The following is a 23,037-nucleotide window of genomic DNA, read 5'->3' as shown; positions in this document are numbered from 1 at the left end:
CCGCTTGCGCGGCGGGCTCCCTTAATCACCGCTCACGCATGCGCGTGGGGATGACGGACGTCCCAGACGGCCCAGGCCGATGCCGCGACCACGAGCACGCCAAGGATGACGTGCGTGAGCATTACGTTCCTGTCCGCCGCGAAGCCCAGCAGCCAGGGCGACACGATCAGCCAGAGCCCGAGTACGAGATTTACCCATTCCTCCCATTCGGCGAACACCGAAAGCGTCGCGAGCGCCAGCGCACCGAGCAGGACGCCAACAATCCAGGCGTTCCACGCGGGCATCATTGCCGCGGTGAATCCGATGACCCAGGGTGAGATGAACAGGCAGATCGCGAGGACCAGGATAACCCAGTCTTTGCTCTTCCTTTCTTCCATCAGTTTGCTTGCCATGACAACCTCCATCGATGAAGCCAGACCAAAGCAACTGCATTCGCGTGCAATGCGCACGCTATGTTACATGATGTAATACATTTTTACGGAGCGACAAGGGAACCTTCCGCGGTAGCCGTATTGCGCGCCGCACAAGCCCCTTACGGCAAATGCCTTCGATTTCCGGAACGGACCCTCATCCGTAAAAGTCGCTTCCGCTCTCAGCGCCCAGCTGTGGCATGACAATGGCCTCGAGCGGTGCCGTCAGCGACCATTTCAACGCACCGGACGAGCGCTCGAGACTGGAGGAGCCGCTGAGCGATTGCGGCGCCACCCGCTGCAGCACCACGGTGCCAAAACCCTTGCGCGCCGTCTCGTCTGGCTCGCCATTGGCATGGCCATTCGACCTCTCCTGCCAGACAAGCTGAAAGCGGCGCTGCGCCTTCGGGCCGGTCTCGACCGTCCAGGTGATCTCGACATGCCCGCCCTCGCCCGCCAACGCGCCATATTTTGACGAGTTGGTGCCAAGCTCGTGGAAGGCCATGCCGAGATTCTGCACGGCATTCGACTGCAGCGTCAAAAGCGGGCCGGAAAGCGAGATGCGCTCCTCATGACCAAACGGTTTCAGATGTTCCTGGATCAGGTCGAAGAGACTGGCGCCTGCCCACTCCGAGGTAACCAGCAGATCGTGCGAGCGCGACAGCGCCATGATCCGGGCTCGGATCATCTCCTCGAACTCGCTGGGGCTGGCAGAACGCTTGTTGGTTTCCCTGACCATCGACAGGATCACCGCGAACTGGTTCTTCACACGGTGGTTGACCTCGCGCATCAGGAGCCGGATGCGGCGCTCATTTTCCCTGGCGGCGGTGATGTCGCGCGCGATCGTGGAGGCGCCGACGATCTCGCCCGCAAGGCTCCTGATCGGCGACACCGTTACCGAAACGGCAACGAGTGAGCCGTCCTTGCGCTTTCGCATCGTGTCGAGATTTGCCACGCCCTCGCCCCGGCGGATGCGGCTGATGATGTCGGTCTCCTCGTCGTGCATATGCTCCGGGATAAGGAGCAGCATCGATTGGCCGATGGCTTCCTCCGCGCTGTAGCCGAACATGCGTTCTGCCGCGCGGTTCCAGTCGGTGATGGTGCTGTTCAGATCCTTGCCGATGATGGCATCGAAGGAAGAATCGACAATGGCGGCCAGACGCGCATTGGCGCTGGCATCTTCAAATTCCCTGCCCCCGGATGTCACCATGGGCATTAGTTAGCGCGGCCGAATCTCATAGCAAGCGGCTAAGCCTTGGAGGGGTCAGGATTTTCGCCATTCCCCTTTGCTGGATCCAGCACGCCGAAATCCTGCGACTTCATGCCGGTCTCGGCTGTCAGGAAACCTTCGGATGCGAGGCCCCTTCGCAGAAGCTCGCGCACGGCGGCCGAGCGGCTCGGCATGCGTTTCTCGAAGCGCCAGTTCTCGACTGCCGCCAGTTCCTCTTCCGTCAACATGATCTGCAGCCTTTGCGGCCGCTCCAATTCAACCACCCTAGCCTCCCGCAGGTCATGACACGAATGAGTATGTCACTCACTGCCAGTAAAAGTAGGATTCGGCTCAAAAGACGTCAAGGTCATGCGAGACAACAAAGGCGGGGGACGCTGGCGGTGCTAACGATATGGCTACACCGCATTTGCCGTTCTATGCTAACTTGTTGATTTTTTTACAGCTTTTCCATTTTTTAGTTGCCAACCGAGCGAGGTCGGCGCATTATCGCCGGCAGAGGGATGAACCGCCGCGAAAGGAGGTTTTTCCGATGTTACGAGGATTTTCCGACCGGTTGCGCAACGACGCTCACCACAAGGTCCAGCGGGCTTTGCGGCAAAATGGCATCGTCAACATCATCCAATTGTCGGAAGAAATCAGGCTGATGAATCTCGCTGAGAACATTGCCCGCGAGGATATCGAGAGTCTGGTGATGCAGGTGGCTCAGCTCTATGGCGGGGCCATCGAATTCGACGAAGAGGCGCTGACGGCGCTCGACCTGCCCGACGCCTGCCCGGCTGACAGCCGCAACGACCTGGAAAAGGCGTTGCGAGAACGCTCGCTCCTTTCACCCGAGTCGGCGGATCTGCTGCAGGTGAGCGACAAGGGCTAGAGCAATTCCAGTCACTCGCTGGTCAACTCGTCGAGCAGGCGCAGTCCGTTCTCGTACTTCTCGGGGTCGATGCCCGCCTGGTGCGCCTGCCAGAGATTGTCCTTGAGGTCCGCCTGCTTGACAGGCAGCGCAAGCTCGTTGGACGCCGCACGGCAGACAAAGTCGTGCTCGCTTTCGTCCATTCTTTTCGTCAGCGCGTCGACGGCGGCGACGACCGGAAAGCCGAAGCCCTCGGCCTCGAGCCGATCGAGCGTCCACCCCTCGCCTTTCTCGACCACGTCGTGCAGGTAGGCGACGGTTTTCTCGTCAAGCGTTTCGACCGCATCGGCGACGCGTCTCAGATGTTCGATAAAGGGACGGCCGGTCTTGTCTTTCTGGCCGCGATGGGCCTCTTCGGCGATCTTCGCTGCCTGGTAAAGCATGATCTCCTCGATCTATTGGAAGCCCGCCCCAACGGGACAACGAGACGGGCAGGATTGGGTCCCGACCCGGTCCACCGGCACGCCTTGCAGGGGACGGCGCGCCATACTGCGGCAGAACATGAGCAGCGTTCAAATGTTCCCTCGTGTCCGGCCGAAAAACAGGAACCCGCGGCCCGCGCAGTCGTTAGCATTTACGCAAACACAAAGGAGGTCTGCACCATGGATTGGAACCGCGTCGAAGGTAACTGGAAGCAGGTCAAGGGCAAGGTGAAGGAACAGTGGGGCAAGCTCACCGATGACGACCTCGACCGCATCGCCGGCAACCGCGAGCAGCTCGAAGGCAAGATCCAAGAGCGCTACGGCATCGAGAAGGATCGCATCCGCCGCGACATCGACGACTGGGCGAGTCGCCAAGGCTGGTAAGATCCGCCGCCGGATAAAACTGAGCCCGCAGCCCCGATCGGGGCTGCGGCGTCAAAAGCCGGAATTTTGATTTCAGAACAGGGACGTTATATTAGTTGACTAAGCGATTCGTGGCACGGTGAACCGATGGCCAAGAAGAAATCGAGACCGGCCTTGTCCGTTATCGCCGCAGCCTCGCGATCGGAGGCTTCCGAAGCGATTTATTTTGCCCGCAAATGCGGCCTTACCCCCGATGAAGCCCTGCGGATAATGCGCGAGGCGCTCATGACTGTGGGGCCTAAGCCTGCCGGCGCCGGAAAGCGGAAGCGCTAGGCGCCATCGCCTCGGGCGATCGGATACCATCTTTCTCGAACCCGCAGCGGACTTCGGCCAGGATCACAAGTGCTGTGCTCGGCGGCAAAGCCCGGGGTTCCAAACCGCTCCGTCCGTGACGCGAGAAGGTTCCGCTTGATGGCAGGGTGACACAACATGTGACCCCGCCGCCAGCACTTATCCGCAACTCCCAAACCCAGGCCAGCGTTTGTAAGCGCGGACCACGCTTTCACTTTCACCTGTCAACGGGAGGGAGAGCTATGGTTTTTCCGGGTTTCCTCGACCCCGAGGATTTGGTCATCCTCGCAGCCGCTCTCGACGACTACTGCCGCACATTTCGCATACCGTCGAACAGTGAGGAGCGGCTTCATGCGGCAAGGCACGCGCTGATTTTGTTTGAGAACGGCTGCCGCGATCCGGTCGAATTGAGTGAAAAGCTCAAGGCCAAACGCAAGTAGCGCAAGCCGGCGCGAACTTTAGGTTCGCCAGCGGCCTGCCTCTTGCCGCCAAAATGAAACATACGGCCACCTCGAAAGTTCTTGTCTGAGAGGAGGCGCGCCATGGTTGGAAATGATGGAAAGCAGGTGCAGCAAACGGAGGCCGATGTCCAAATGCTCGCCCACCGGTTGGCAAAGGACGCGGACATTTCGGAAAACGATGCCCGCGAGTTGATCAAGCTAATCGGAACCGACTGGCCTTCGCTGCTGCGCGAAGCCCGGTTCCTCAAAAGCCGACACTGATGCTGCCTGCCGGCCAGGCGTCCCGCGATTCTTTGCGAGCTGCTTCAGCGCTTTGAGAAAGATCGGAGCCGCCAGATCGCATTTGTATTTGGACGGTCCATTGGTCTGGATGACGATCTCAGCCTGCCTCAGGGTCAGGCCGTGCTTTTCGGCGAATTCGAGCGGTTGATAGGCCTGCTCCCAACCTGGCCCTGTCTTTGGCATCGTGACGACTTCCTCCCGCGATTGATACGTGAGGCAACGCATTCGGCTGGACAAGGTTTCAACGGCTCGCACACAGCGGCGAAACCGCTGCCAATCGCCTGACACTGGGTGCATGGAACTTCGGTTGCTGCTGATTGTTGCACCTGAAAGGCGGGCCGGGAATGACCATATCGTCGCTGCATCTGCTCAAGGGCATAGGCTATTCGATCTCAACGGTAAGCGTGATGCTGCTGGCGATCGTCAGTTGGGAGCACGTTTCGCAAAATCCGTTGCTGATTGCCTGCCTGCTTGGCGGCGCCGCCACCTCGATCATCGGGATGTTCTGCCGCTGGCTTTCCTACGAAGTCGAAAAGCGTCAGCAGGAGCGACAGGCAGAGAACGGCCAACTCTCGAACCGGCGGCCAGCAGCGTCACCCCTGCCGCCAGCGCCGGAACTCCGAGACCAGCACCGTGATCAGGCTGCTGAGGACGATCCATCTGACGACCTCGCCGTCCGGCACGCCCGGTTGCGGTGACCTGCCTGACCTTGACGTTTCGTCGCTGGCCGCCACCACGGGCGCGAGATCCTGCCGGCTGCCGCTCCGCACCGAATAGGCGCGGGTGATCTCGGCACCGAAGAGGAAAATCTGTGCCGAATAGTAAACCCAGACCAGCACGACCATCAGCGCGCCGGCAGCGCCATAGGACGTGCCGATGGCGCTGGTGCCGATGTACCAGCCGATCAGCGACTTGCCGATGGTGAAGAGCAGCGCGGTGACGATGGAACCGACGCCGACGTCGCGCCATTTGAGCCTGCGGTCCGGCAGGACCTTGTAGATCGCCGCGAAGAGCAGCGCGATCAGCACGAAGGAGACGATCGTGTTGATCGCGCTCACGATCAGCTCGCCGAACGGCAGGTGCTGGTTGATGACCTCACTCAGCGCCGAGATCGCCGTGCTTGCGGCGAGCGACACCAGAAGCATGAAGCCAAGAGCTGCCACCAGCCCGAGGCTTGCCGCCCTCGCCCGCACCAGGCGCGAAAGCGAAACGCCGCTGGGCTTGACCTTCCATATCTCGTTCAACGACTGCTGCATCTCTCCGAAGACGCCAGAGGCGGTGACAAGCAGCGTGATCAGCCCGATGAGGGTGGCCAGCGTGCTGGACCCGCGATGCGCGGCGGTCTCGATCACCGCCGTGAGGAGTTCGGCGCTCTGCGGGCCCATCACCCCCGCGAACTCAGCCGAAAGCGCGAGCTGCGCGGCGTCGTTGCCGATGACGACGCCCGCGATCGCTACCACGATCAGAAGGATCGGCGCCAGCGAGGTCGTGGCGTAGAAGGCCATCGCCGCGCCATGGCTCAGCGCATTGTCGTTGACATAGCCGGTGATGCTCTCTTTCAGCACAACCCAGGCTTCCTGGAACCAGCGCTGCATCTTCCTTCCCGTCGGCTGCTTCTCCTCGTCGGCTATTTGGGGCGCGGATCCTCGAGCCCGGCTCCGATGGTCTGGAACGAACCCGCGCGACGCTTCTCGACGGCTTCGGCGAGCGCCAGCGCGGCATTGCGGACTTCCGTCTGCACGGCATGGTCGGCGTCGAGCTCGTCATGGCTCGTCGCATAGGGCTTCCAGTAGCCAATGTAGCGGTCGAGCTCGGCAGCCTCGCCCACCGGATCGAGCTTCATCGAGCGCAGCCAGTCGGCGAGGCTGTGGCGCACCCTTCCGGCACCTTCGGTGTCGCCATGCACGGTTACGGAGAACAGCCGGCCGGCGAGATGGCGCGGATAGTCCCAGCCGGCAAGCTCGACCTTCTTGGCGAGCGCGGCATCCTTGCCCTGCGTCAGCGAAGGATCGGGATTGCCGCCGTCGGCGCAGACAAGCCGGTCCATCATCAGCTTCACCGGCGAGGAGGAATGGAACCAGTTGACCGGCGTGACGATCATGACGCCATGCGCCTCGACCCAGAGCGGATAGATGTCGTTCATCCAGTCACTGACCTGCCCGAGCGAATGATTGGGGTAGCAGGAGCATGGCCAGTGGCAGAGCGCAGCCGCGGTCGAGAAGCACGCCTTGCAGGGAAAGATCCGGCGGCCGTATTCGGAGGCGAGCCGCGCGAGGTCGAGAACCTCGATCGCGAAGCCCGGTCTTGCTGCAATGGCGCTGCGCGCCAACTCGACAAGGCGGAAGGTCTTCGACATTTCGCCCGGGCAGGTGTGCTCGCTGCGCGAGGAGCCGTTTATGAGCAGGATGCGGGACGGCGCGGTCTTGTCCTCGTACCGGCGCTGTGCCGCTTCGACCGCTTCGTGCGCGGCGAACCAGTCGACGGAGAGATCATAGTCCGGATCGTGAAAGCCCTGTCCCGCCTTTCTGGTGATCGGTGCCTTGCGTTCTTCGCTGTAGGCCTGCCAGGCGATCTCGGCCAGCCTGCCAATGGCATCCGCCTCCGGCTGAAAGGCCGGATCGTAGAATTGTCTCAGATAGCCTGCCTTGAATTCGCTTTCGCCAAGACGCGGGCTCGGCATGCCTTTGCGCGGCTCAGGACCCTTGCTGAAATCTGTGCTGTTTGCCATGCGCCCACGCCCGAGTTGGGCGGGCCGGGTGGGACAAGAGCTCGTCTGCCTTTTCGTTGGCCAGGGTGTGAAGCCGGAGAAGCCAAACCCTGTTCTCTTTGCCACCAGGTCCGGCTGACGCGGCCCGCTGGAGGTCAATTCGGCGCAGGCCCGATGGTTCCGTGCTTCGGAGCCGAGAAGATAAGGCACCGAGGCAGGGCGTGCCGGGCCCGCAGCCAGCAAAAAACCGCCCCGGATGGGAGAGCCGGGGCGGCAATTGTGGGAAGCAGTTCGGGTATCCGGGAACTGCACAGTCAGTAACTCGCCCGCGCAGGAAAAGTTTCCCGCCAGGCCGATCAGGTTCTACTTCGACGGCTGCGGCGGGACCTCGCCCGGCTTGATCACCGGCATCTGGCTGGTATCGGCCGGCGGAGCGGTAGCGTTCTTGTCGCCCGTGGGCGGAGGCTTCAGCACACCGTCGCAAGGCGCCAGGCTGGCGGTCAGGTTGTTGGACGGATCATTGGCCTGCGCTTTCGGGGCCTGCGCTTTCGGCTGCTCGCCGGTCTGATTAGGGGTCGCGCTGGCGTCCGGTTTGACCTGGCAATCCTCGATCTGCGGATTCTCCAGCTGGGTCTGGGCCGCGGCAGTCGTTCCCGACATTTGGCCCGACATCAGGACAATGGCGAAGCCAAGAAGTGCTTTCTTCATTGGATCCTCCTTATGGATTCGGCAACCGCCGACGATCGGGGAGAGCCGTTCGCCTTGGCAGGCCGACGTCGACTCTGGCCCCGCTCGCCGTGTTTGCCACCGGGTGGCGGTGGGCCACCGGGGCATTCGTCATCCTCTTCTCGAGAGACAACGCTATCGGAGAGACAACGCATGCCGGCCGAAAAGGTTGGCTTTCGGTAGAGGCTGCGGTCTCGGCAGGGCGTGGCGCACGTACATCAAAGTTAAATGCGCGAATGCTGCCGGAGTGCTAGTCGCTCGCACCTTGGGGGGCCTCTACGAGGAGAGTCCCATGGAAATTCGAGATCTGATCGGCACACTGTCCAGGTCATTTCTGCGCCAGGGTGCCCGGCGTCCGTGGCCGATCCAGTCTTTGCGCGCCGGCGTGCCGCTCAGGCCGCGTCCGCGCCCGCCGTACCGCCCGCAGCCGCCCAGCCGGCCGGCGAGCAATTAGCTTGCCGCTTATTCAGCGCCTGCCTGTGCAACCGGTCGGCGGCATCCTCGTTATGACGATCCAAAAACATGTGGTGGCAACGATGAGACCCTTTCGGACCAACAATCATCTTTTCATTCTGGCGGCAGCGGCGGTGACCGCGGCGCCCTTCGCGGGCCTCGCCTGGCGGGCTCAACAGTGGCTTGGATGGTGACCGGGGATGAGTAGATTCCTGCCGCTCACCATCCGCTTCGTCACTGGCGGCTCAATGGTGGTTTCGTCGATCGCCGACGCAAGGAAGGCCTTGGACGGAGCCTGGAAGAACAAGGAAGGGCCCGACTATTTGGCGGCGGCGCGGCTGGTGGACGACGCCATGGCGGGCATCTGCCGTCCGGCGGTCGCCTTCGACGCTTTCAAGCAGGCCGCCGCCCGGCAGGGCCTGCTGAGGACGGCCGACCCGAGCGCGGCACTCTCGATGCTCGACGCGCTGTGGTCTGGCGACGACCAAGGGCCGCCGCGCTGACGCGTCCTCACCTTGGCTCGTTCCTCATGCTGAGATAGGTCGGGTCGAATTCCGCAATGGCGACCAGGCGGTTCCAGTCGAGGATGTCGATCAGGTGGTTGGTCCAGTTGATGACGTTCATGCGGCGCAACGTGCCGATGACCCGATTCATATGGACGACGGAGAGACCGAGCACATCGGCGAGTTCGGCCTGCGAAAGCGGCAGATTGAAGCTCATGACCCGCGTCTTCTTCACGGCCTGCAGCCTGACGAAGAGTTCGCATATCAGATGCGCCAGATGCGCGGTCTTGGAGCGGCGTCCCATGGCCACGATCCATTCCCGGTGGATGGCGCCGTCCACCAGCGTGTCCAACCAGAGCAGCCTCGTCAAATGCGGGGCCTTTTCGGTGATTTCCCGCAACTTGCTGTGCTCCGCAGCGATGATATGGCAGGGCGACAGCGCGACGATGCCATGGTCCATGGTCTTCAGGAGAAAAGCGTGCAGATCGACGAAATCGCCGGCAACATGGAGCGCGGTGAACTGCCGGCCGCCGTCCTCCAGCACCTTGTAGCGCGCGGCAATCCCGTCGACGATGAGGGTGCTGAAAGTCGGCCTTGATCCTTCGGCGACGAGATCCTCGCCGGCGACGAAATACTTCTCCACCGATGTGGCGCTGGCCAGCAACGCCTTCTCGCTTTCGGAGAGAGCATCGTGCTGACCCAGGTTCAGATAAAGGGGTTCCAGCATGCGCGGCCGCCCGTTGTGATTTTGCAAGGGCCTAACGTTGTAGAGCCGGGCCGGGTTGCAGCGGACCACCACACCGCCGGCCGCCGGCAAAGCAGTCCCCGGCCAAGACGGTCCTTTGGAACCATGATCGCGCGCAGGGATTGAACGTCCAGGTTGCGGCGGATGCTTTCGCGGATGGAACGCTTCTACTTCGATTTGTACAACACCGTGCACACGCAAATGGACAGCGAGGGGCAGCTCTTCTCCTCACCAGAAAACGCGCGAAAGGAGGCGCTCAGGATCTTGCAGGATGTCGCGCGCGACGAGATGCCGAACAGTGATAACCTCAACATCACCATCAAAATGCGCACCGACAAGAGAGGCCAGATATTCGAGGCGTCCCTTACAGTCAAATCCGCCTGGAGCTGACCACGGAAGGCGCCAGCCGAGAGAAGCCGCGGCCCGAGCAACCATCCCGCCCGCGGCCGTTCCGCCTGTGGAGTACAAAGCATGTTCGGCGGTTTCGAAAGCGCGGAAGTCGATACGGGCGCGGCACGGACATTCATCCGGACTGCCGGCAGCGGCCCGGCGCTGCTCCTGCTGCACGGCTTCCCCGAAACGCATCTGATGTGGCGCGACGTGGCGCCGAAGCTGATCGACCGCTTTAGCGTCGTCTGCGCCGACTTGCGCGGCTACGGCAAAAGCTCCTGTCCGCCATCCGATCCGGATCATGCGCCCTACGCCAAGCGCGCCATGGCTGCCGACCTCGCGGCGCTGATGACGAAGCTCGGCTTTGGCCGCTTCATGGTTGCCGGCCACGATCGCGGTGGGCGCGTTGCGTATCGCCTGGCGCTGGACCACCCGGACCGCATCGAGAAGCTTGCCGTGCTCGACATCGTACCCACCGCCGATGTCTGGGACAGGGCCGACGCCCGGCTGGCGCTGGGCTATTGGCCCTGGTCGCTCTTGGCGCAAGCCGAGCCGCTGCCGGAGACGATCATGACGGCGGCCGCGGATGCGATCGTTGACAACGCGCTGGCTGGCTGGGGTTCCTCGCCTGCCGCCTTTCCCGCCGAGGTCCGGCAGGCTTATGCCGAGGCCTTGCGCGATCCAGCCCACGCGCACGCCATCTGCGAGGAATACCGTGCGGCAGCGACGCTCGACCGTGAGCACGACCAGGCCGACCGCAAAGCCGGCCGGCGCATCGGCTGCCCGATGCTTGCGCTATGGAGCGGACATGGCGCGCTCGCCGAATGGTACGCGCGAGAGGGCGGTCCGCTGGCACTGTGGCGGGAGTGGGCCGACGACGTCAGCGGCGGGGTCAGCGGCGGGACGATGCCCGGCGGGCATTTCTTTCCCGAAGAAGCCCCGGCCGAGACAGCCGCAAGGCTCGGCGAGTTTTTTGCCGGCTACAGGCCGTAGGCCAGGGTGAGGTAGATCGCCGGCGCAACGATCAGGCAAAGCGCCATCACAATCACCACGGCATTGCCAAGGCGCTCGGCGCGCCTGGCGATGTCGGTGACATCGTCGTCGTCGTTGAGGAATTGGAGAATCGAGGTGTCGGCGAGGACGGAGAGGCGATTGTCGTTCGCGGGCAGGCTTTCGGGCTCTCGCAGATTGGGCTTGGCAGAAATAAAGGTCAAAACGTCGTCTCGCTTTCGAAGCCGGCCGCGCGACTTCTGGTTCCGATGATTGTGGATGCTATTGGATGCCCGCCATTTGCGCGGAAACGGCGGGCACCCAAAACGGCGCCGACGAAGGGGACTTCATCGACGACCGCCCACCAACTCGAAGCCTCCGCTTTGGTTGCCGTCGAGGGCCCAATGCGCGAGCCGCTCCGACTTCAGTCGTAGGAACGATACCGACCGTGGGCCCCGGGCCCTGGCGCCCGCGCGGACCGGCGACGCACGACAAGGCTGTTGCGGCATGGTCGGGCTAAAAGGATTCACGAAATATTTCGTGGGGGAACATCGATCGCGGGCAGCGGTTCTCATTACTCAAGGCGGTCGAACCTCCTTGAATCAAACCCCGAAGACCAATCCCCAACAACGGAGCTGCAGATATGCCTACTCAAGGCGGAACTCACCAACAGCACGTCAGAGCCCACAAGAACCGCGACGATCAGCGCCGCGGCCAGCAGCAGGCCGAGGACCGCAACATGCGTCAGCAGGATTCAGGTCAGCACCGGGGCGGCAGCGGCAACTTCGGCGAAGACCGCGAACGTGCATCCGAAGCCGGCCGCAAGGGCGGCCAGCGCTGAGCTTTAAGCAGGCGTCCCGCGATCCCTTCGCGGGACGCCGCCCAGAACATCCAATTTGGAACTTCTTCCCCTCCCCTTGGTTCCTCCGAAACCCCGGCGGCTCGGCCGTCGGCAGGACGTTTGAACGGAGGCAACAATGTCCGTGCGCACACTTCACCCCGAACGTGTCGATGAGACACGTATGCAGGCCTATTCGACCTTCGCTCCACTGCTCATCACCGCCCTGAGCCAGAAGCTGGCGCGCTGCCAAGGCAAGAGCGAGATGGACAAGGTCGAGGCATCCCTCATCCGCGTCATCGAAGAAGCGGACGTCGTTACGGGAGACGTCGATGCAATGAAGGAGTTCGCGATCGAACTCGTCGTGTCCACGATGCGCAATGTGCGCGAGCATCCCGACGCCAAACAGGATGTGGAACAGATCGACGGCCGCCGCACGCAAGGACGCTCGGAGAACCCGGACACGCTGGAAGAACAATTGCAGTCCGGTCTCGAAGACAGTTTCCCGGCGAGCGATCCGCCCGCGGTCGTCTCCACCGCCATCAGCGGTGGCGCGAAGGACATCGTCGGCACCGACGAAGTGCTGCGCCGCAAGAAGGAAGCTGCCGAGCGCGGGCACGAAAACGAGAAGGCATAGCCTCAGCCCCGCACGACCGCAGCCGCCCGTTTCAGGCGCCCTGCCTCATCGCGGTCCAGCTCGGCGAAGGAACCAGTCCTTTCGCCAAGGGTTGGTTATCGGAAGGAGAAAACGATGGATAAAAGCAAACTTCCACATCGCCCGGGCGCTGGCCGAACGGCACAAGACGCAAGGCTGCCGACCAAGGGCGGCGACGATCCGGACGTGCGGTTCCTGGCCGAGAACACCGACCTTTCACCGAAGCAGGCGCGCGAGCTGATCCGCGAGCACGGGCATGACCGCGACAAGCTGCTTGAAATCGCACGAACCATGAAGGCCGAGGGCTGACCGGCTCTCTGAAAGCGAGGCAACGATGAGCAACTCACCCCGTACGGGACGTCCAGGCACATCCGATCAATGGCCACGTTGGGAAGGTCCGAAAGCCAATCGACCGAGAGGTTATCTCCCAGCCAAGGACGATCCCGACAGGGATCGCGACGCGGCCGGCGAGAACAACCAGGACCCCGAGCGGTCCGATCTCGGCGACGCGGTCAAAACGAAGAAGGAGCCGTAGGGCGGCTCCTCTCAGCCCAACAGGAGAAGAAAAAATGCCACGCGGAGACAAATCGAAATACACCGACAAGCAGGAGCGCAAGGCCGACCATATCGCCGAGGGCTACGAAAAGCGCGGCGTCTCCGAGAAGGAAGCCGAGCGGCGGGCCTGGGCGACCGTCAACAAGGACGATGGCGGCGGCAAGAAGGCGGGCGGCTCGGGCCGCGGCAAGCACACCGGCCATCCGGCAGCGCACAAGGGCGGCAAGGCCGGCGGCAAAGCGTCAAGCTCGCGCTCGGCGGCCGAGCGTTCTGCTTCCGCCAAGAAGGCGGCGGCGACGCGCAAACGCAACGCGGAGCACCACGCCCAACATTAGGCGTGGGTTCGCCTTCTCCCTTGCCGGAGACGGCGGACAGGCGCGCAGCGCCGAGACGATAGAGACGAAACGAGGCGCTGGGAAACTGGCGCCTCATTGCCGCGGCGGTCCTTCCAGCAGCATCCCGACGGTTCGCGGTCACCTTCTCCCTCAAGGAAAAAAGGGAAGATCTAAAGCGGCATCTCCGAAGTCTGCTTGACCGTCTGGCTGGGAACGTCGGTCTTGACGTTCTGCACCCCCTTGATGCGACTTAAGTGCTCCGACTGGAAGCGGCGATAGTCCTCGATGCCCGCCGCCACAACCCGCACCATAGCGTCGCAATCGCCCAGCATCAGATAGCATTCCAGCACCTCGGGCAGCTTGGCCACCTCCCTGGCGAAATGCTCGATCGTGTCCTCGTCCTGCTGCTTCAGCCAGATGCGAGTGAAGAAGGTATGACCGCGACCGATCTTGGCCGGGTTGAGCACCGCGACATAGCGGTCGATGACGCCAGCCTGCTCCAGCAATTTTACGCGCCTCAGACAGGGTGACGGCGACAGGCCGACCTCTCTCGCAAGATCGTTGTTGGCCATGCGTCCGTCGCGCTGCAGGGCGCGCAGGATCCGCTTGTCGATCTCATCCAGCTTCATGGCGTCTGATTCCAATATTGGCTTAATTCTCGCTATCCAATGCCAAACCTTGGCAGAAACGGCGCATCTTCGCAACCCGATTGCGGAGCATTTCGGCTATGGTGGCCAGCGATAACCGACCATCGAGCAACCGGAGAAGGCCGCCCCGCAAGGCTGGCCGAAGAAGAGCCATGAGCGTTTCCGAGATAACCCTGGGCCACCCTCCCGCCGAAGCACGCGGCGCCGAATTCCGGCGGGGCGCCGCCGCCTCGACGCCGGTGCTGCTTGGCATTGTCCCCTACGCACTCGTGCTGGGCGCGCAGGCCGCGCAGAAGGGCTTGAGCGTCGTCGAGGTGCCGTTGATGACGGGCCTCAACTTCGCCGGCGGCTCCGAATTTGCCGCCATCCAGCTCTGGACCTCGCCGCCGCATGTGCTGTTGATCGCCGCCATCACATTGCTGGTCAACAGCCGGCATTTCCTGATGGGCGCGGCACTTGCGCCGTTCCTGCGCCACCTGCCCAAGCGCAAGGCGCTGCCCGCGCTGTTCTTGATGTGCGACGAGAGCTGGGCGCTCGGGCTCGCCGACGCGAAGCGCCGCGCGGCAGGCGGGCTGCGGCCAGCCTTCAGCCTCGCCTATTATGCGGGAACTGCCCTTCCTTTCTATCTTGCCTGGGTGATTTTTACGACCTGCGGAGCGGCGCTCGGGCCGGTGCTTGGCAACGTCGAGCGCTACGGCTTCGCCATGGCCTTTCCGGCAGTGTTCCTGGTGCTTCTGCGCGGCATGTGGAAGGGTTTTGCCGCGGCGCGCCCCTGGCTTGTCAGCCTAGTGGTGGCGGCGGCAACTTATCTGGTCGTTCCGGGCGCCTGGTACGTGGCGACAGGCGCGCTGTCCGGGTTGGTGTCCGCCTGGCTTCTGGCAGGTGAGAAATGATCGAGCCCTGGACCGTCCTCGCCATCCTCGCCATGGCCGGCGTCACCTATTTGACGCGGATCGGCGGCTATGTCGTGCTCAGGAACCGCACGCTCAGTCCACGCGCCACCGCCGTGATGGAAGCCGCGCCCGGCTGCGTGCTGATCTCGGTGATCGCGCCCGACTTCGTGTCGAAGAATCCGGCCGATCTGGCGGCGCTCGTCATCACATTGCTCGCGGCGACAAGACTGTCGATGCTGCCGACGGTGGTCATCGGCGTGGCTTCGGCCGGGGTATTGCGGTGGGTGATGGGGTAAACGCCGGCGGCCCCCCTCTGCCATGCCGGGGCATCTCCCCCAAGGAGGAGATTGGCTCTCCATCGCATCAATTGCCGTAGACCCCAATTTCGCCAGACGCGATCGAAGCGGTCTCGTCGATCCAGCCCAGATGCTTTTCCAGCGCCGGTCCAGCGGGTCGGGGTCCTGCGGGTCGATGATCGCGGGACCATTGTATCGGGCAAAATGCCGAGCTGATCCAGGCCGAGCTGCTGTTCGATCTCGGCAATCGCGGAGGGTGCTCGCAATTTTAGCCGTGGCTTATTTTGCGACACCCACCCGGGCTTGTGGCTTCTCGGCCGCGGCCCGCGCCGCGATCGCCTCCAGCGGCTCTGGCCGGTGCAGGAAATAGCCTTGGCCATAGCCGACGCCCATGCCGACGAGGATCTCCAGCGCGCTTTTCCCCTCGACCTTCTCGGCCACGACGGCGCAGCCCATCGAGCGGGCGATGCCGGCGATTGCCGAGACGATCTCGCGGTCGAAGCGGCTGTCGGCGATGTGCTGGACGAAGGAGCCGTCAATCTTGATCGCATCGATAGGAAAGCGCCGCAGATATTCGAACGAGCTCATGCCGGCGCCGAAATCGTCGAGGCTGACACGGCAATGGCGCAGCCTTGCCCGGCGCACGAATTCCTCCGCTGCGTCGAAATTGGTGACAGCCGCGGTCTCGGTGATCTCGAAGCCGATTGCAGACGGCGGCGCGCCGTTCTCGGCGATCGCCGCGTCGACGAAATCCCAAAGCTGCGGATCGGAGAGCGTCTGCGCCGACAGGTTGAAGCCGAGCGAGACGGCGCCGGAGAGCATCGCCCTGCCATGGCGCGACAGCGCCGTGCGGATGATCCAGCGGTCGAGCCGGGCGGCAAGCCCGAAGCGTTCGGCCACCGGCATGAACTCGCCCGGCAAGATCAGCTTGCCGTTGCGCGCCTCGAGCCGCGCCAGCACCTCGACATGGCGGCTGTCTTGCCAAGGCCTGCCGAGGCGATGGATCTCCTGGCCGAACAGCTTCAACCGGCTGTCCTCCATGGCATCGACCAGATCGGCGGCAAGCCGCGCGGCGTTGAGGCCGCCGGCTCCGGAAGCTGTTTCGGCCGAGAACACGGCGAAGCGGTCGCGCCCGCCGGCTTTGGCGGCGTAGCAGGCATCGTCGGCGCAGGCGAGCGCATCGGTTACCGTCGTCCGGGGATCGCGCACGAAGGCGATGCCGATGCTGGCGGCTAGCCTGCGGGACGACACGGCGGAGCCGAGATCGGCGTCGCGCACCGCGGCGAGCACGGCACGCGCCAGCCGCTCGGCGCAAGCGTCGCTGCAGTTCGGAACCAGCAGCGCGAATTCGTCGCCGCCGAGGCGCGCGGCGTGCGCCGAAGGCGGCAGGCTGGCGCGCATGCCGCCGGCGACGCTCTTCAGCGCGATATCGCCCGCGGCATGGCCGGCATAGTCGTTCAGCGCCTTGAAGTAGTCGAGGTCGGCATAGAAGACGGCAAGCGGCAGCCGGTCCGCCGCGCCGATGTTTTCGGCGAGCAGCCGGTCGAAGGCCGAGCGGTTCCACAGCCCGGTCAGCGCATCGTGATGGGCGGCGTAAGCGAGCTCCTCGGCGCGCTTCGTCTCGTCGGTGATGTCGCGCACCGTGCCGAGGATCTGGCCGGCCGAGCCGGCGCCGGCGATCAAACGCACCAGCGACTCGACATGGCGGACCGAGCCGTCGCGCCGGACGATACGGTATTGCGTGGCGGTGACGCTTTTCGAGCCCGGCGGCGGCAGATGCGCGCGCTCGGTGGCCTCCTTGTCGTCCGGGTGGAGATAGGTGTGCCAGAGATCGGCCGTCACCTCGTCGGTATCGCTGACCAGGCCGAAGATCTCCCTGGTGCGCGGGTCCCAATAGCTCTTGTTGGTGCCGATATCGTAGTGCCAGATGCCGGTGCCGCTGGCGGCGAGCGCGAGCCGCAAGCGGACATTGACCTGCTCAAGCGCGGCCTCAGCCTCCTTCTGCCTGGTGATATCGGTCTGCACGCCCATCAGGCGCAGCGGCTTGCCCTCGGCATCGCGCTCGACGATGCCGCCGCGGTCAAGCACCCAGACCCAGCGGCCGTCCTTGTGCTTCAGCCTTAGTTCCGTTTCGATCGACTCGGTGTCACCAGCGATATGGCGGTCGCCGCTCGCCAGTGCTCGCTCGCAGTCGTCGGGATGAGTGAGCTTCAGCCACAGATCGGAGGTATCGAGCTCGCCCTCGGCATAACCCAGCATCCTCCACCAGGTCGGCGAATAGTAGCAATCGCCCGTCGCGAGATTCCAGTCCCATAGGCCGAGCTGGGCGCGATCGAGCGCCAGCGCCCAGAATTCGCCGTTGCGTTTGGTGTCGTCCGCCATGCCCTCGTTCTTGCCGTCCCCGTTCGGGCATAGTGCATGAAAGCTGACAAAAAAGGGTTACTGGATGAAGCTGCCAATCTCCCCGCTTTTTGGAGGAGATGTCCGGCAGAACAGGGGGGCGCGAAGGATCGCGGCCCATCTGCTTCGTCATCCGAGGGCGAAGCAAGGAGCGAAGCGACGCGCGCAGACCCTGGGATTCATGCCGTTACGCTAAAGCGTTGCAACAGCTACAGTATTCTGCGCTGCCGAACTCTCCGCCAAAGGTCATCGCATGGATCCTCGGGTCAAGCTCGAGGATGACGAAGCAGAAGCTCCGCCGCTTTCGCCAATCGCAGACGCCCCTTACCCCGCCGCCAGCCTTCGCCTCACCACCGCCGCGTGGAAACGCGCGCCATGCAGCAGGCCTTCATCGTTAAAGTCGTAGGCCGGGTTGTGCAGCGGGGCGGAATTGCCGTTGCCGAGGAAGACGAAACAGCCGGGCACTTCGGTGAGGAAGCGGGCGAAATCCTCCGAGGCGGTCATCGGCTCGGCGGCGATGCCGACGGCATCGCCGGCCAGCACCGTTCGGGCCGCAGCAAGCGCCTCATTCACCAGCGCCGCGTCGTTGATCAAGGGCACGAACTCGCGCGTGTAAGTGACCTCAGCCGCTACGTTATAGGCCTGCGCCGTGCCTTCGGCGATGCGGCGCATCTCCTTCTCGATCGCCGCGCTCACCTCGGGCCGGAAACTGCGACAGTCGCCAAGGATGCGGGCGAGGCCGGGCAGCGCGTTGCGGGTGCCGTCGGTGATGAGCTCGGTGACCGAGACGACGCCGATATCGACGGGGCTCAGGCGCCGCGAGACGATGGTCTGCAGGTTGACGACCAGCGCGCAGGCGGCAATCAGCGTCTCGCGAGCGTCGTGCGGCCTGGCGGCGTGGCCGCCCAAGCCTTTCAGCACGATCTCGAAATTGTCCTCGGCCGACATGATCGGACCGCTCCGGGTTTCGAAGTGGCCGATGGGCAAGCCCGGCATATTGTGCAGCCCGAAGATTTCCTCGAAGGGAAAGCGTTCGATGAGCCCGTCTTCGATCATCGCAAGCGCGCCTCTGCCCCACTCCTCGGCCGGCTGGAAGATGAACCGCACCGTGCCGTCGAAGCCCCCTTCTTCCGCCAGCAGCTTCGCCGCGCCGAGCAGCATGGCGGTGTGGCCGTCATGGCCGCACGCATGCATGGTGCCGGGCGTCTGCGAGGTCCAGGCTCGCGTCCCTTGCTCGGCGATGCGCAGCGCATCCATGTCGGCGCGCAGCGCAATCGCGCGATTGCCGCTGCCCCTGGCCAGTGTGCCGACAACGCCGGTGCCGCCGATGCCTTCCGCGACTTCGAGCCCGAAGGCGCGAAGCTTCTCCGCCACGAAGGCGGCGGTGCGCTTTTCCTCGAAGCCGAATTCCGGGTGGGCGTGGAGGTCGCGCCGCCAGGCCGTCATCGCGCGATGCAGCTGCTGCTGGTCGAGGTCAGCCATCTTCTCTTTCCCCAGCGCTCGTTCCAGGCGAGTCTTCCCGAAGTTGCGCTTCATTTCCATCGATTCCGGGGGGAAGCCCGCTTTCCTGAAAATCCTTCAGGCGATCTGCAGCTCCAGCTCCCGCGGCACCGCCCCGACCAGCTCGGTGTAACGGCCGGCGTCGGTCGCGCCTTCCGAATTGATGACGAGGACACGCGACGTCGCATCGAGCCCGAGAGCCGCGCGCATGCCCTTGTCTCCGGCTGCGCGGATCAGCCCGGCAAGCCCCGCGCCGCCGCTCTCGCCGGAAACGATGGCCGGATCGTTGTCCAAGGGCCGGGCCAGCCGGTTCATCACCGCGACCGCGTCGTCTTCGTCGACGGTCATGAAGGCGTCGCCGACGCGGGCCAGCACCCGCCAGGCGATCAGGGACGGCTCGGCGCATTCCAGCATCGCCATCACCGTCGACAGCTGAGGCGCGATCGTTACGGGACGGCCGGCCTCCACCGAGGCGTAGACGCAAGCCGAGCGCCTCGGCTCGACCACCACGGCCTTCGGCCGCCCCTCGCCGAGCAGAATTGCCATATAGCCCGCAAGCGCCGCCGCAAAACCGCCGACGCCGGCCTGCAGGAAGACGTGCGTGGGCGGCTCGGCCATGTGCCGCAGCGCCTCGCGCACGATCACCGTGTAGCCCTGCATGACAAGCCCCGGAATGCGCTCGTAGCCACGCCAGGAGGTGTTGGAGACGATCTTCCAGCCGCGCTCGGCGCCGACCCGGGCGACTTCGCGGACCGCCTGATCATAACCGCCCTCGACCTGCACGATCTCGGCGCCGAAGCGGGCGATGGCCGCCACGCGCTCGGCGCTGACGCCGGCATGGACGTAGATGACCGAACGCGCGCCAACGAGGCCCGCCCCCTGCGCGACCGATCGGCCGTGGTTGCCATCGGTGGCGCAGCAGAAGGTCATCTGGGCGGCGATAGCGCGCAGCTTCGGATCGTTAATTTCGCAGATATCGACTTCGCGACCGAAGCGCTTGCCGGCCTCTTCCAGCACCAGCCGCATGACGGCATAGGCGCCGCCTAGCGCCTTGAAGCTGCCAAGGCCAAGACGCTGGCCCTCGTCCTTGACATGCAGTGCTGCGATGCCGAGGCCATTGGCCAGCGCCGGCAAGGCATAGAGAGGCGTTTCGGCATGGTCGTCGCGCGCCCTCAGATAATGCTCGGCCCGGTCGGCGCCCGCCAGGCCGAGGGACTCAGCGTCGGCCGGCACCAGCGGCTGGTTGTGTTCGGGGCGCTGGTTGATGAGCAGCATGCTATTCTTTCTTCGATACACTGAACTTTTTTGACGCGCGCGAGAATCGCGCTCCCTAATCTGGCTAGTGATTGAAGTTTGTTTCGATCAGATGTCGCCGGATTCCCGCCTTGGTGGCACGCAACGTTTCGAGATGACTATTTTTGGTGGTGTTTCGCCTTGGCGGCACCTGCCGTCGACAACATACCGTTTGGTTCCGCGATCAGTCGGCTGCCAGCCGGGCGGCGACGCCAAGCAGGACATTGGCGCCCGCAACCAGTTCGTCGGCGGCGGTGAACTCGTCCGGGCTGTGGCTGATGCCGCCCCGGCTCGGCACGAAGATCATCGCGGACGGCGCAATGCGAGCAATCATCTGCGCGTCGTGCCCCGCGCCCGACGTCATGCGCCGGCACGAAAGGCCGGCGGCTCTGGCACCATCCTCGATCAGCGAGACGATGCCGGCATCGAACGTCACCGGCTCGAAGCGCCAGGCTTTCGGCATGGATGGTGACGCCGGCGCTTGCGGCAAGGTCGTCGAGGAAGGCGGCGAGCGCCGCTTCGGCTTCGCGAAGATGCATTTCGTTCGGATCGCGAAGGTCGATGGTGAAGATCGCCCGCGACGGGATGACGTTGATCGCGTTTGGCTCGAAAGCGATGGTGCCGACGGTGGCGACCGTCGGTGTCGGCGAGGCGCTGGCTCGGTCCGCGAGGAAGCTGATCACCCGCGCGGCGGCGACGCCGGCATCCTGGTGCATCGACATCGGCGTGGTGCCGGCATGGTTGGCCACGCCGTCGATCGTTATGCGCTGCCAGGAAATGCCCTGCAGGTTTTCGACCGCGCCGATGGCGATGCCCTCGCGCTCCAGCACCGGTCCCTGTTCGACATGCAGCTCGACATAGACATGCGGCTTGAGGAAGCCGGGCTGATGTCGGCCGGCATAACCGATGCGCTCCAACTCCCTGCCCAGCACCGAGCCGTCGGTGCCGATCGAGGCCAGCGCCTCTTCGATATCCCGGCCGGCGGCAAAGACCAGCGAGCCCATCACATCAGGCGAATAGCGCACGCCCTCCTCATTGGTGAAGGCGGCGACAACAAGCGGGCGCGCCGGCGCAAATCCTGCCTCCTTCAGGGTCTCGATTGCTTCGAGGCCGGCAAGCACGCCGTAGCAGCCGTCATAGATGCCGGCGTCGATCACCGTGTCGATGTGCGAGCCGAGCATCACCGGTTCCTGGCCGGCATCGGCGTCGCCCTGCTAGATGCCGAAGATGTTGCCGATGCGATCGATGGCGACGTCGAGCCCTGCCTCTTCCAGCCAACCGACAAGGCGGTCGCGGCCAAGCTTGTCCATGTCGGAGGCGGCGACGCGGACGAGCCGGCCCTGCGTATCGCGACCGAGGCTGCCGAGCTCCTCGATACGGCCAAGCAGACGGTCGGCATTGATCGTCAGACTGCTCATGCCGGCTGCCTCGCAAGCGCAACCTCGTCCGGCGCCATCCCGACCAGCTCGGCATAGCGGCCGGGGTCGGTCGCGCCTTCGGAGTTGATGATGAGCACGCGCGACTGGGCATCGAGGCCGAGATCCCCGCGCATCTTCTTGTCGCCGGCAGCGCGGATCAGCCCGGCGAGCCCTGCCCCGCCGCTCTCGCCGGAAACGATCGCCGGATCAGTGCCTGAAGGCCGCGCCAGGCGGTTCATCACCGAAATTGCGTCTTCCTCGTCCACGGTCATGAAAGCATCGCCAAGCCGCGACAGCACGCGCCAGGCTACGAGCGACGGTTCATAACACTCGAGCAGCGCCATCACCGTGGGCTTGCTGTGCGCAATCGCGATTGGACGCCCCGCCTTCGCGGTGGCGTAAACGCACGCCGCCCGCGCGGGCTCGACCACGATTGCCGTCGGGCGATCTTCGCCAAGCACGATGGCGAAATGGCCGGCCACCGCCGCGGCGAGGCCGCCGACGCCGGCCTGCAGGAAGACGTGGGTGGGCGGCTGCGGCAAGCGCCTCAGCGCTTCGCGCACGATAACCGTGTAGCCCTGCATCACCAGCCCCGGGATGCGCTCATAGCCCGGCCAGGATGTGTCGGAGAGGACGGTCCAGCCGCGCTCGGCGGCGACGCGGGCGGCTTCCCTGACCGACTGGTCGTAGTCGCCGGCGATGCGCACGATCTCGGCGCCGAAGCGGGCGATCGCCGCCACGCGTTCGTTGCTGACGCCCGAATGGACGAAGATGACGGAGCGCGCACCGACCAGGCTGGCGCCCTGCGCTACCGAGCGTCCATGATTGCCGTCGGTCGCGCAGGCGAAGGTCATGCCCGAGGCAATCGCCTTCACGTCGGGCCCATGCAGTTCGGCGACATCGATGGCGCGGCCGAGCCGTTTCCCAGCCTCTTCCAGCACCAGTCGGATGACGGCGTAGGCGCCGCCCAGCGCCTTGAAGCTGCCGAGGCCGAGGCGCTTGCCCTCATCCTTGACATACAGCGAGCCGACGCCGAGTTCGCCGGCCAGCGCCGGCAAGGCATGCAGCGGCGTCTCGGCATGGTTGTCGCGCGCGGCCAGGAAGCGCTCGGCGTCCGCGGCTCCGGCGAGCCCAAGCGTCGCGGCGTCTTGTTCGGTCAGCGGCTGGCGATGGCTCGGGTGGTGGTTGAGCAGGAACATGGATCGGCTTTCTCTGTCTTGTTGGCTGAAGTTTATTGCAATTCCAGTGAAGAAAGGCGCTCTA

At 64.3% G+C, this 23,037-nt stretch carries 27 protein-coding genes and 2 pseudogenes; 14 read left to right on the top strand and 15 right to left on the bottom strand.

All coding sequences use genetic code 11. The annotated features are described in order from the left end of the window. Positions 1-32: 32 nt before the first annotated feature. The 3 genes from EOD29_RS11855 to EOD29_RS11845 all read right to left on the bottom strand — a co-directional run bounded on the left by EOD29_RS11855 (position 33) and on the right by EOD29_RS11845 (position 1,904). Positions 33-392: an SPW repeat protein gene (locus EOD29_RS11855; RefSeq protein WP_066999436.1), complete on the bottom strand. Its 360-nt coding sequence runs from the start codon at positions 390-392 to the stop codon at positions 33-35. 175 nt (positions 393-567) lie between these two features. After that, a complete protein-coding gene (locus tag EOD29_RS11850; RefSeq protein WP_245460751.1) occupies positions 568-1,626 on the bottom strand; it encodes a PAS domain S-box protein in 1,059 nt (352 codons plus the stop codon). 32 nt (positions 1,627-1,658) lie between these two features. Continuing rightward, positions 1,659-1,904 (bottom strand): hypothetical protein, encoded by a 246-nt coding sequence (locus tag EOD29_RS11845; RefSeq protein ID WP_067325210.1) that lies wholly within the window; start codon positions 1,902-1,904, stop codon positions 1,659-1,661. Positions 1,905-2,032: 128 nt separating this feature from the next. Here EOD29_RS11845 and EOD29_RS11840 point away from each other — a divergent pair, with 128 nt between their 5' ends. Beyond that, the gene (locus EOD29_RS11840) at positions 2,033-2,512 is read left to right on the top strand and encodes a hypothetical protein (RefSeq protein ID WP_127246798.1); all 480 of its coding nucleotides are present in this window, start codon (positions 2,033-2,035) and stop codon (positions 2,510-2,512) included. Positions 2,513-2,523: 11 nt separating this feature from the next. Here the strand turns inward: EOD29_RS11840 and EOD29_RS11835 are convergent, their stop codons facing one another. Next, complete coding sequence (locus EOD29_RS11835; RefSeq protein ID WP_067325217.1) at positions 2,524-2,934, bottom strand: HD domain-containing protein; 411 nt, start codon at positions 2,932-2,934, stop codon at positions 2,524-2,526. 219 nt (positions 2,935-3,153) lie between these two features. Here EOD29_RS11835 and EOD29_RS11830 point away from each other — a divergent pair, with 219 nt between their 5' ends. From EOD29_RS11830 to EOD29_RS11815, 3 genes are all read left to right on the top strand, one after another. Continuing rightward, positions 3,154-3,357 carry a CsbD family protein gene (locus EOD29_RS11830; protein ID WP_066999415.1) on the top strand — a complete coding sequence of 68 codons (204 nt, stop codon included), beginning with the start codon at positions 3,154-3,156 and terminating at the stop codon, positions 3,355-3,357. 572 nt (positions 3,358-3,929) lie between these two features. Further along, positions 3,930-4,127: a hypothetical protein gene (locus tag EOD29_RS11820; RefSeq protein ID WP_127246796.1), complete on the top strand. Its 198-nt coding sequence runs from the start codon at positions 3,930-3,932 to the stop codon at positions 4,125-4,127. Between the two features lie 102 nt (positions 4,128-4,229). Next, positions 4,230-4,409 carry a hypothetical protein gene (locus tag EOD29_RS11815; protein ID WP_082953924.1) on the top strand — a complete coding sequence of 60 codons (180 nt, stop codon included), beginning with the start codon at positions 4,230-4,232 and terminating at the stop codon, positions 4,407-4,409. Between the two features lie 614 nt (positions 4,410-5,023). On the opposite strand, the gene EOD29_RS11810 is transcribed toward EOD29_RS11815, so the two are convergent. The 3 genes from EOD29_RS11810 to EOD29_RS11800 all read right to left on the bottom strand — a co-directional run bounded on the left by EOD29_RS11810 (position 5,024) and on the right by EOD29_RS11800 (position 7,845). Next, a complete protein-coding gene (locus EOD29_RS11810; RefSeq protein ID WP_067325232.1) occupies positions 5,024-6,025 on the bottom strand; it encodes a YihY/virulence factor BrkB family protein in 1,002 nt (333 codons plus the stop codon). Positions 6,026-6,057: 32 nt separating this feature from the next. Continuing rightward, entirely contained in the window at positions 6,058-7,158 is a 1,101-nt protein-coding gene (locus tag EOD29_RS11805; protein ID WP_127246795.1) for a flavodoxin family protein, read from the bottom strand. 342 nt (positions 7,159-7,500) lie between these two features. Further along, a complete protein-coding gene (locus tag EOD29_RS11800; protein ID WP_127246794.1) occupies positions 7,501-7,845 on the bottom strand; it encodes a hypothetical protein in 345 nt (114 codons plus the stop codon). Between the two features lie 671 nt (positions 7,846-8,516). Here EOD29_RS11800 and EOD29_RS11795 point away from each other — a divergent pair. Continuing rightward, positions 8,517-8,819, top strand: a complete 303-nt coding sequence (locus EOD29_RS11795) for a DUF982 domain-containing protein (RefSeq protein ID WP_127246793.1) — start codon at positions 8,517-8,519, stop codon at positions 8,817-8,819. Positions 8,820-8,826: 7 nt separating this feature from the next. On the opposite strand, the gene EOD29_RS11790 is transcribed toward EOD29_RS11795, so the two are convergent. After that, positions 8,827-9,546, bottom strand: a complete 720-nt coding sequence (locus EOD29_RS11790; RefSeq protein WP_066998395.1) for a Crp/Fnr family transcriptional regulator — start codon at positions 9,544-9,546, stop codon at positions 8,827-8,829. Positions 9,547-9,720: 174 nt separating this feature from the next. On the opposite strand from EOD29_RS11790, the gene EOD29_RS11785 reads away from it, so the two are divergent. Next, entirely contained in the window at positions 9,721-9,954 is a 234-nt protein-coding gene (locus tag EOD29_RS11785) for a hypothetical protein (protein WP_067322619.1), read from the top strand. 81 nt (positions 9,955-10,035) lie between these two features. Continuing rightward, positions 10,036-10,947, top strand: coding sequence for an alpha/beta hydrolase (locus EOD29_RS11780; protein WP_127246792.1), 912 nt, complete (start codon positions 10,036-10,038; stop codon positions 10,945-10,947). Here the strand turns inward: EOD29_RS11780 and EOD29_RS11775 are convergent. Continuing rightward, positions 10,935-11,168, bottom strand: coding sequence for a hypothetical protein (locus tag EOD29_RS11775; RefSeq protein ID WP_067322613.1), 234 nt, complete (start codon positions 11,166-11,168; stop codon positions 10,935-10,937). The genes EOD29_RS11780 and EOD29_RS11775 overlap by 13 nt on opposite strands. A gap of 515 nt (positions 11,169-11,683) precedes the next feature. Here EOD29_RS11775 and EOD29_RS11770 point away from each other — a divergent pair. The 5 genes and pseudogenes from EOD29_RS11770 to EOD29_RS11750 form a co-directional block, all read left to right on the top strand. Then, positions 11,684-11,779: pseudogene (locus tag EOD29_RS11770) on the top strand (KGG domain-containing protein); the annotation flags it as partial. A 142-nt stretch (positions 11,780-11,921) separates the two neighbouring features. Then, positions 11,922-12,419: a hypothetical protein gene (locus EOD29_RS11765; protein WP_127246791.1), complete on the top strand. Its 498-nt coding sequence runs from the start codon at positions 11,922-11,924 to the stop codon at positions 12,417-12,419. Positions 12,420-12,533: 114 nt separating this feature from the next. Continuing rightward, entirely contained in the window at positions 12,534-12,746 is a 213-nt protein-coding gene (locus tag EOD29_RS11760) for a hypothetical protein (RefSeq protein WP_066998409.1), read from the top strand. Between the two features lie 25 nt (positions 12,747-12,771). Beyond that, positions 12,772-12,972: a hypothetical protein gene (locus EOD29_RS37130; protein ID WP_127246790.1), complete on the top strand. Its 201-nt coding sequence runs from the start codon at positions 12,772-12,774 to the stop codon at positions 12,970-12,972. Between the two features lie 34 nt (positions 12,973-13,006). Next, complete coding sequence (locus EOD29_RS11750; protein WP_095801367.1) at positions 13,007-13,327, top strand: plasmid stabilization protein; 321 nt, start codon at positions 13,007-13,009, stop codon at positions 13,325-13,327. A 170-nt stretch (positions 13,328-13,497) separates the two neighbouring features. On the opposite strand, the gene EOD29_RS11745 is transcribed toward EOD29_RS11750, so the two are convergent. Continuing rightward, positions 13,498-13,956, bottom strand: coding sequence for an Lrp/AsnC family transcriptional regulator (locus tag EOD29_RS11745; RefSeq protein ID WP_127246789.1), 459 nt, complete (start codon positions 13,954-13,956; stop codon positions 13,498-13,500). Positions 13,957-14,126: 170 nt separating this feature from the next. Here EOD29_RS11745 and EOD29_RS11740 point away from each other — a divergent pair, with 170 nt between their 5' ends. Both EOD29_RS11740 and EOD29_RS11735 read left to right on the top strand, forming a co-directional pair. Next, on the top strand, positions 14,127-14,867 hold the full coding sequence (locus EOD29_RS11740) for an AzlC family ABC transporter permease (RefSeq protein ID WP_127246788.1): 741 nt from the start codon (positions 14,127-14,129) through the stop codon (positions 14,865-14,867). Then, positions 14,864-15,163, top strand: coding sequence for an AzlD family protein (locus EOD29_RS11735; protein WP_095801370.1), 300 nt, complete (start codon positions 14,864-14,866; stop codon positions 15,161-15,163). The genes EOD29_RS11740 and EOD29_RS11735 overlap by 4 nt, the downstream gene beginning before the upstream one ends. A 279-nt stretch (positions 15,164-15,442) precedes the next feature. On the opposite strand, the gene EOD29_RS11730 is transcribed toward EOD29_RS11735, so the two are convergent. From EOD29_RS11730 to EOD29_RS11710, 5 genes and pseudogenes are all read right to left on the bottom strand, one after another. Next, a complete protein-coding gene (locus EOD29_RS11730; protein ID WP_127246787.1) occupies positions 15,443-17,545 on the bottom strand; it encodes an EAL domain-containing protein in 2,103 nt (700 codons plus the stop codon). Between the two features lie 342 nt (positions 17,546-17,887). Continuing rightward, positions 17,888-19,045: a M20 aminoacylase family protein gene (locus EOD29_RS11725; RefSeq protein WP_127246786.1), complete on the bottom strand. Its 1,158-nt coding sequence runs from the start codon at positions 19,043-19,045 to the stop codon at positions 17,888-17,890. A 96-nt stretch (positions 19,046-19,141) separates the two neighbouring features. Beyond that, positions 19,142-20,338 (bottom strand): diaminopropionate ammonia-lyase, encoded by a 1,197-nt coding sequence (locus tag EOD29_RS11720; protein WP_127246785.1) that lies wholly within the window; start codon positions 20,336-20,338, stop codon positions 19,142-19,144. Between the two features lie 202 nt (positions 20,339-20,540). After that, positions 20,541-21,774, bottom strand: a pseudogene (locus tag EOD29_RS11715) (Zn-dependent hydrolase). Continuing rightward, complete coding sequence (locus EOD29_RS11710) at positions 21,771-22,973, bottom strand: diaminopropionate ammonia-lyase (protein ID WP_127246784.1); 1,203 nt, start codon at positions 22,971-22,973, stop codon at positions 21,771-21,773. The pseudogene EOD29_RS11715 and the gene EOD29_RS11710 overlap by 4 nt, the downstream one beginning before the upstream one ends. Positions 22,974-23,037: the final 64 nt, after the last annotated feature.

Origin of the sequence: Mesorhizobium sp. M1A.T.Ca.IN.004.03.1.1, assembly GCF_003997555.1 — a bacterium.
Lineage (GTDB): Bacteria > Pseudomonadota > Alphaproteobacteria > Rhizobiales > Rhizobiaceae > Mesorhizobium.
Note: the sequence above shows the minus strand (reverse complement) of the source record. Positions and strands in the feature narration are given on the sequence as shown.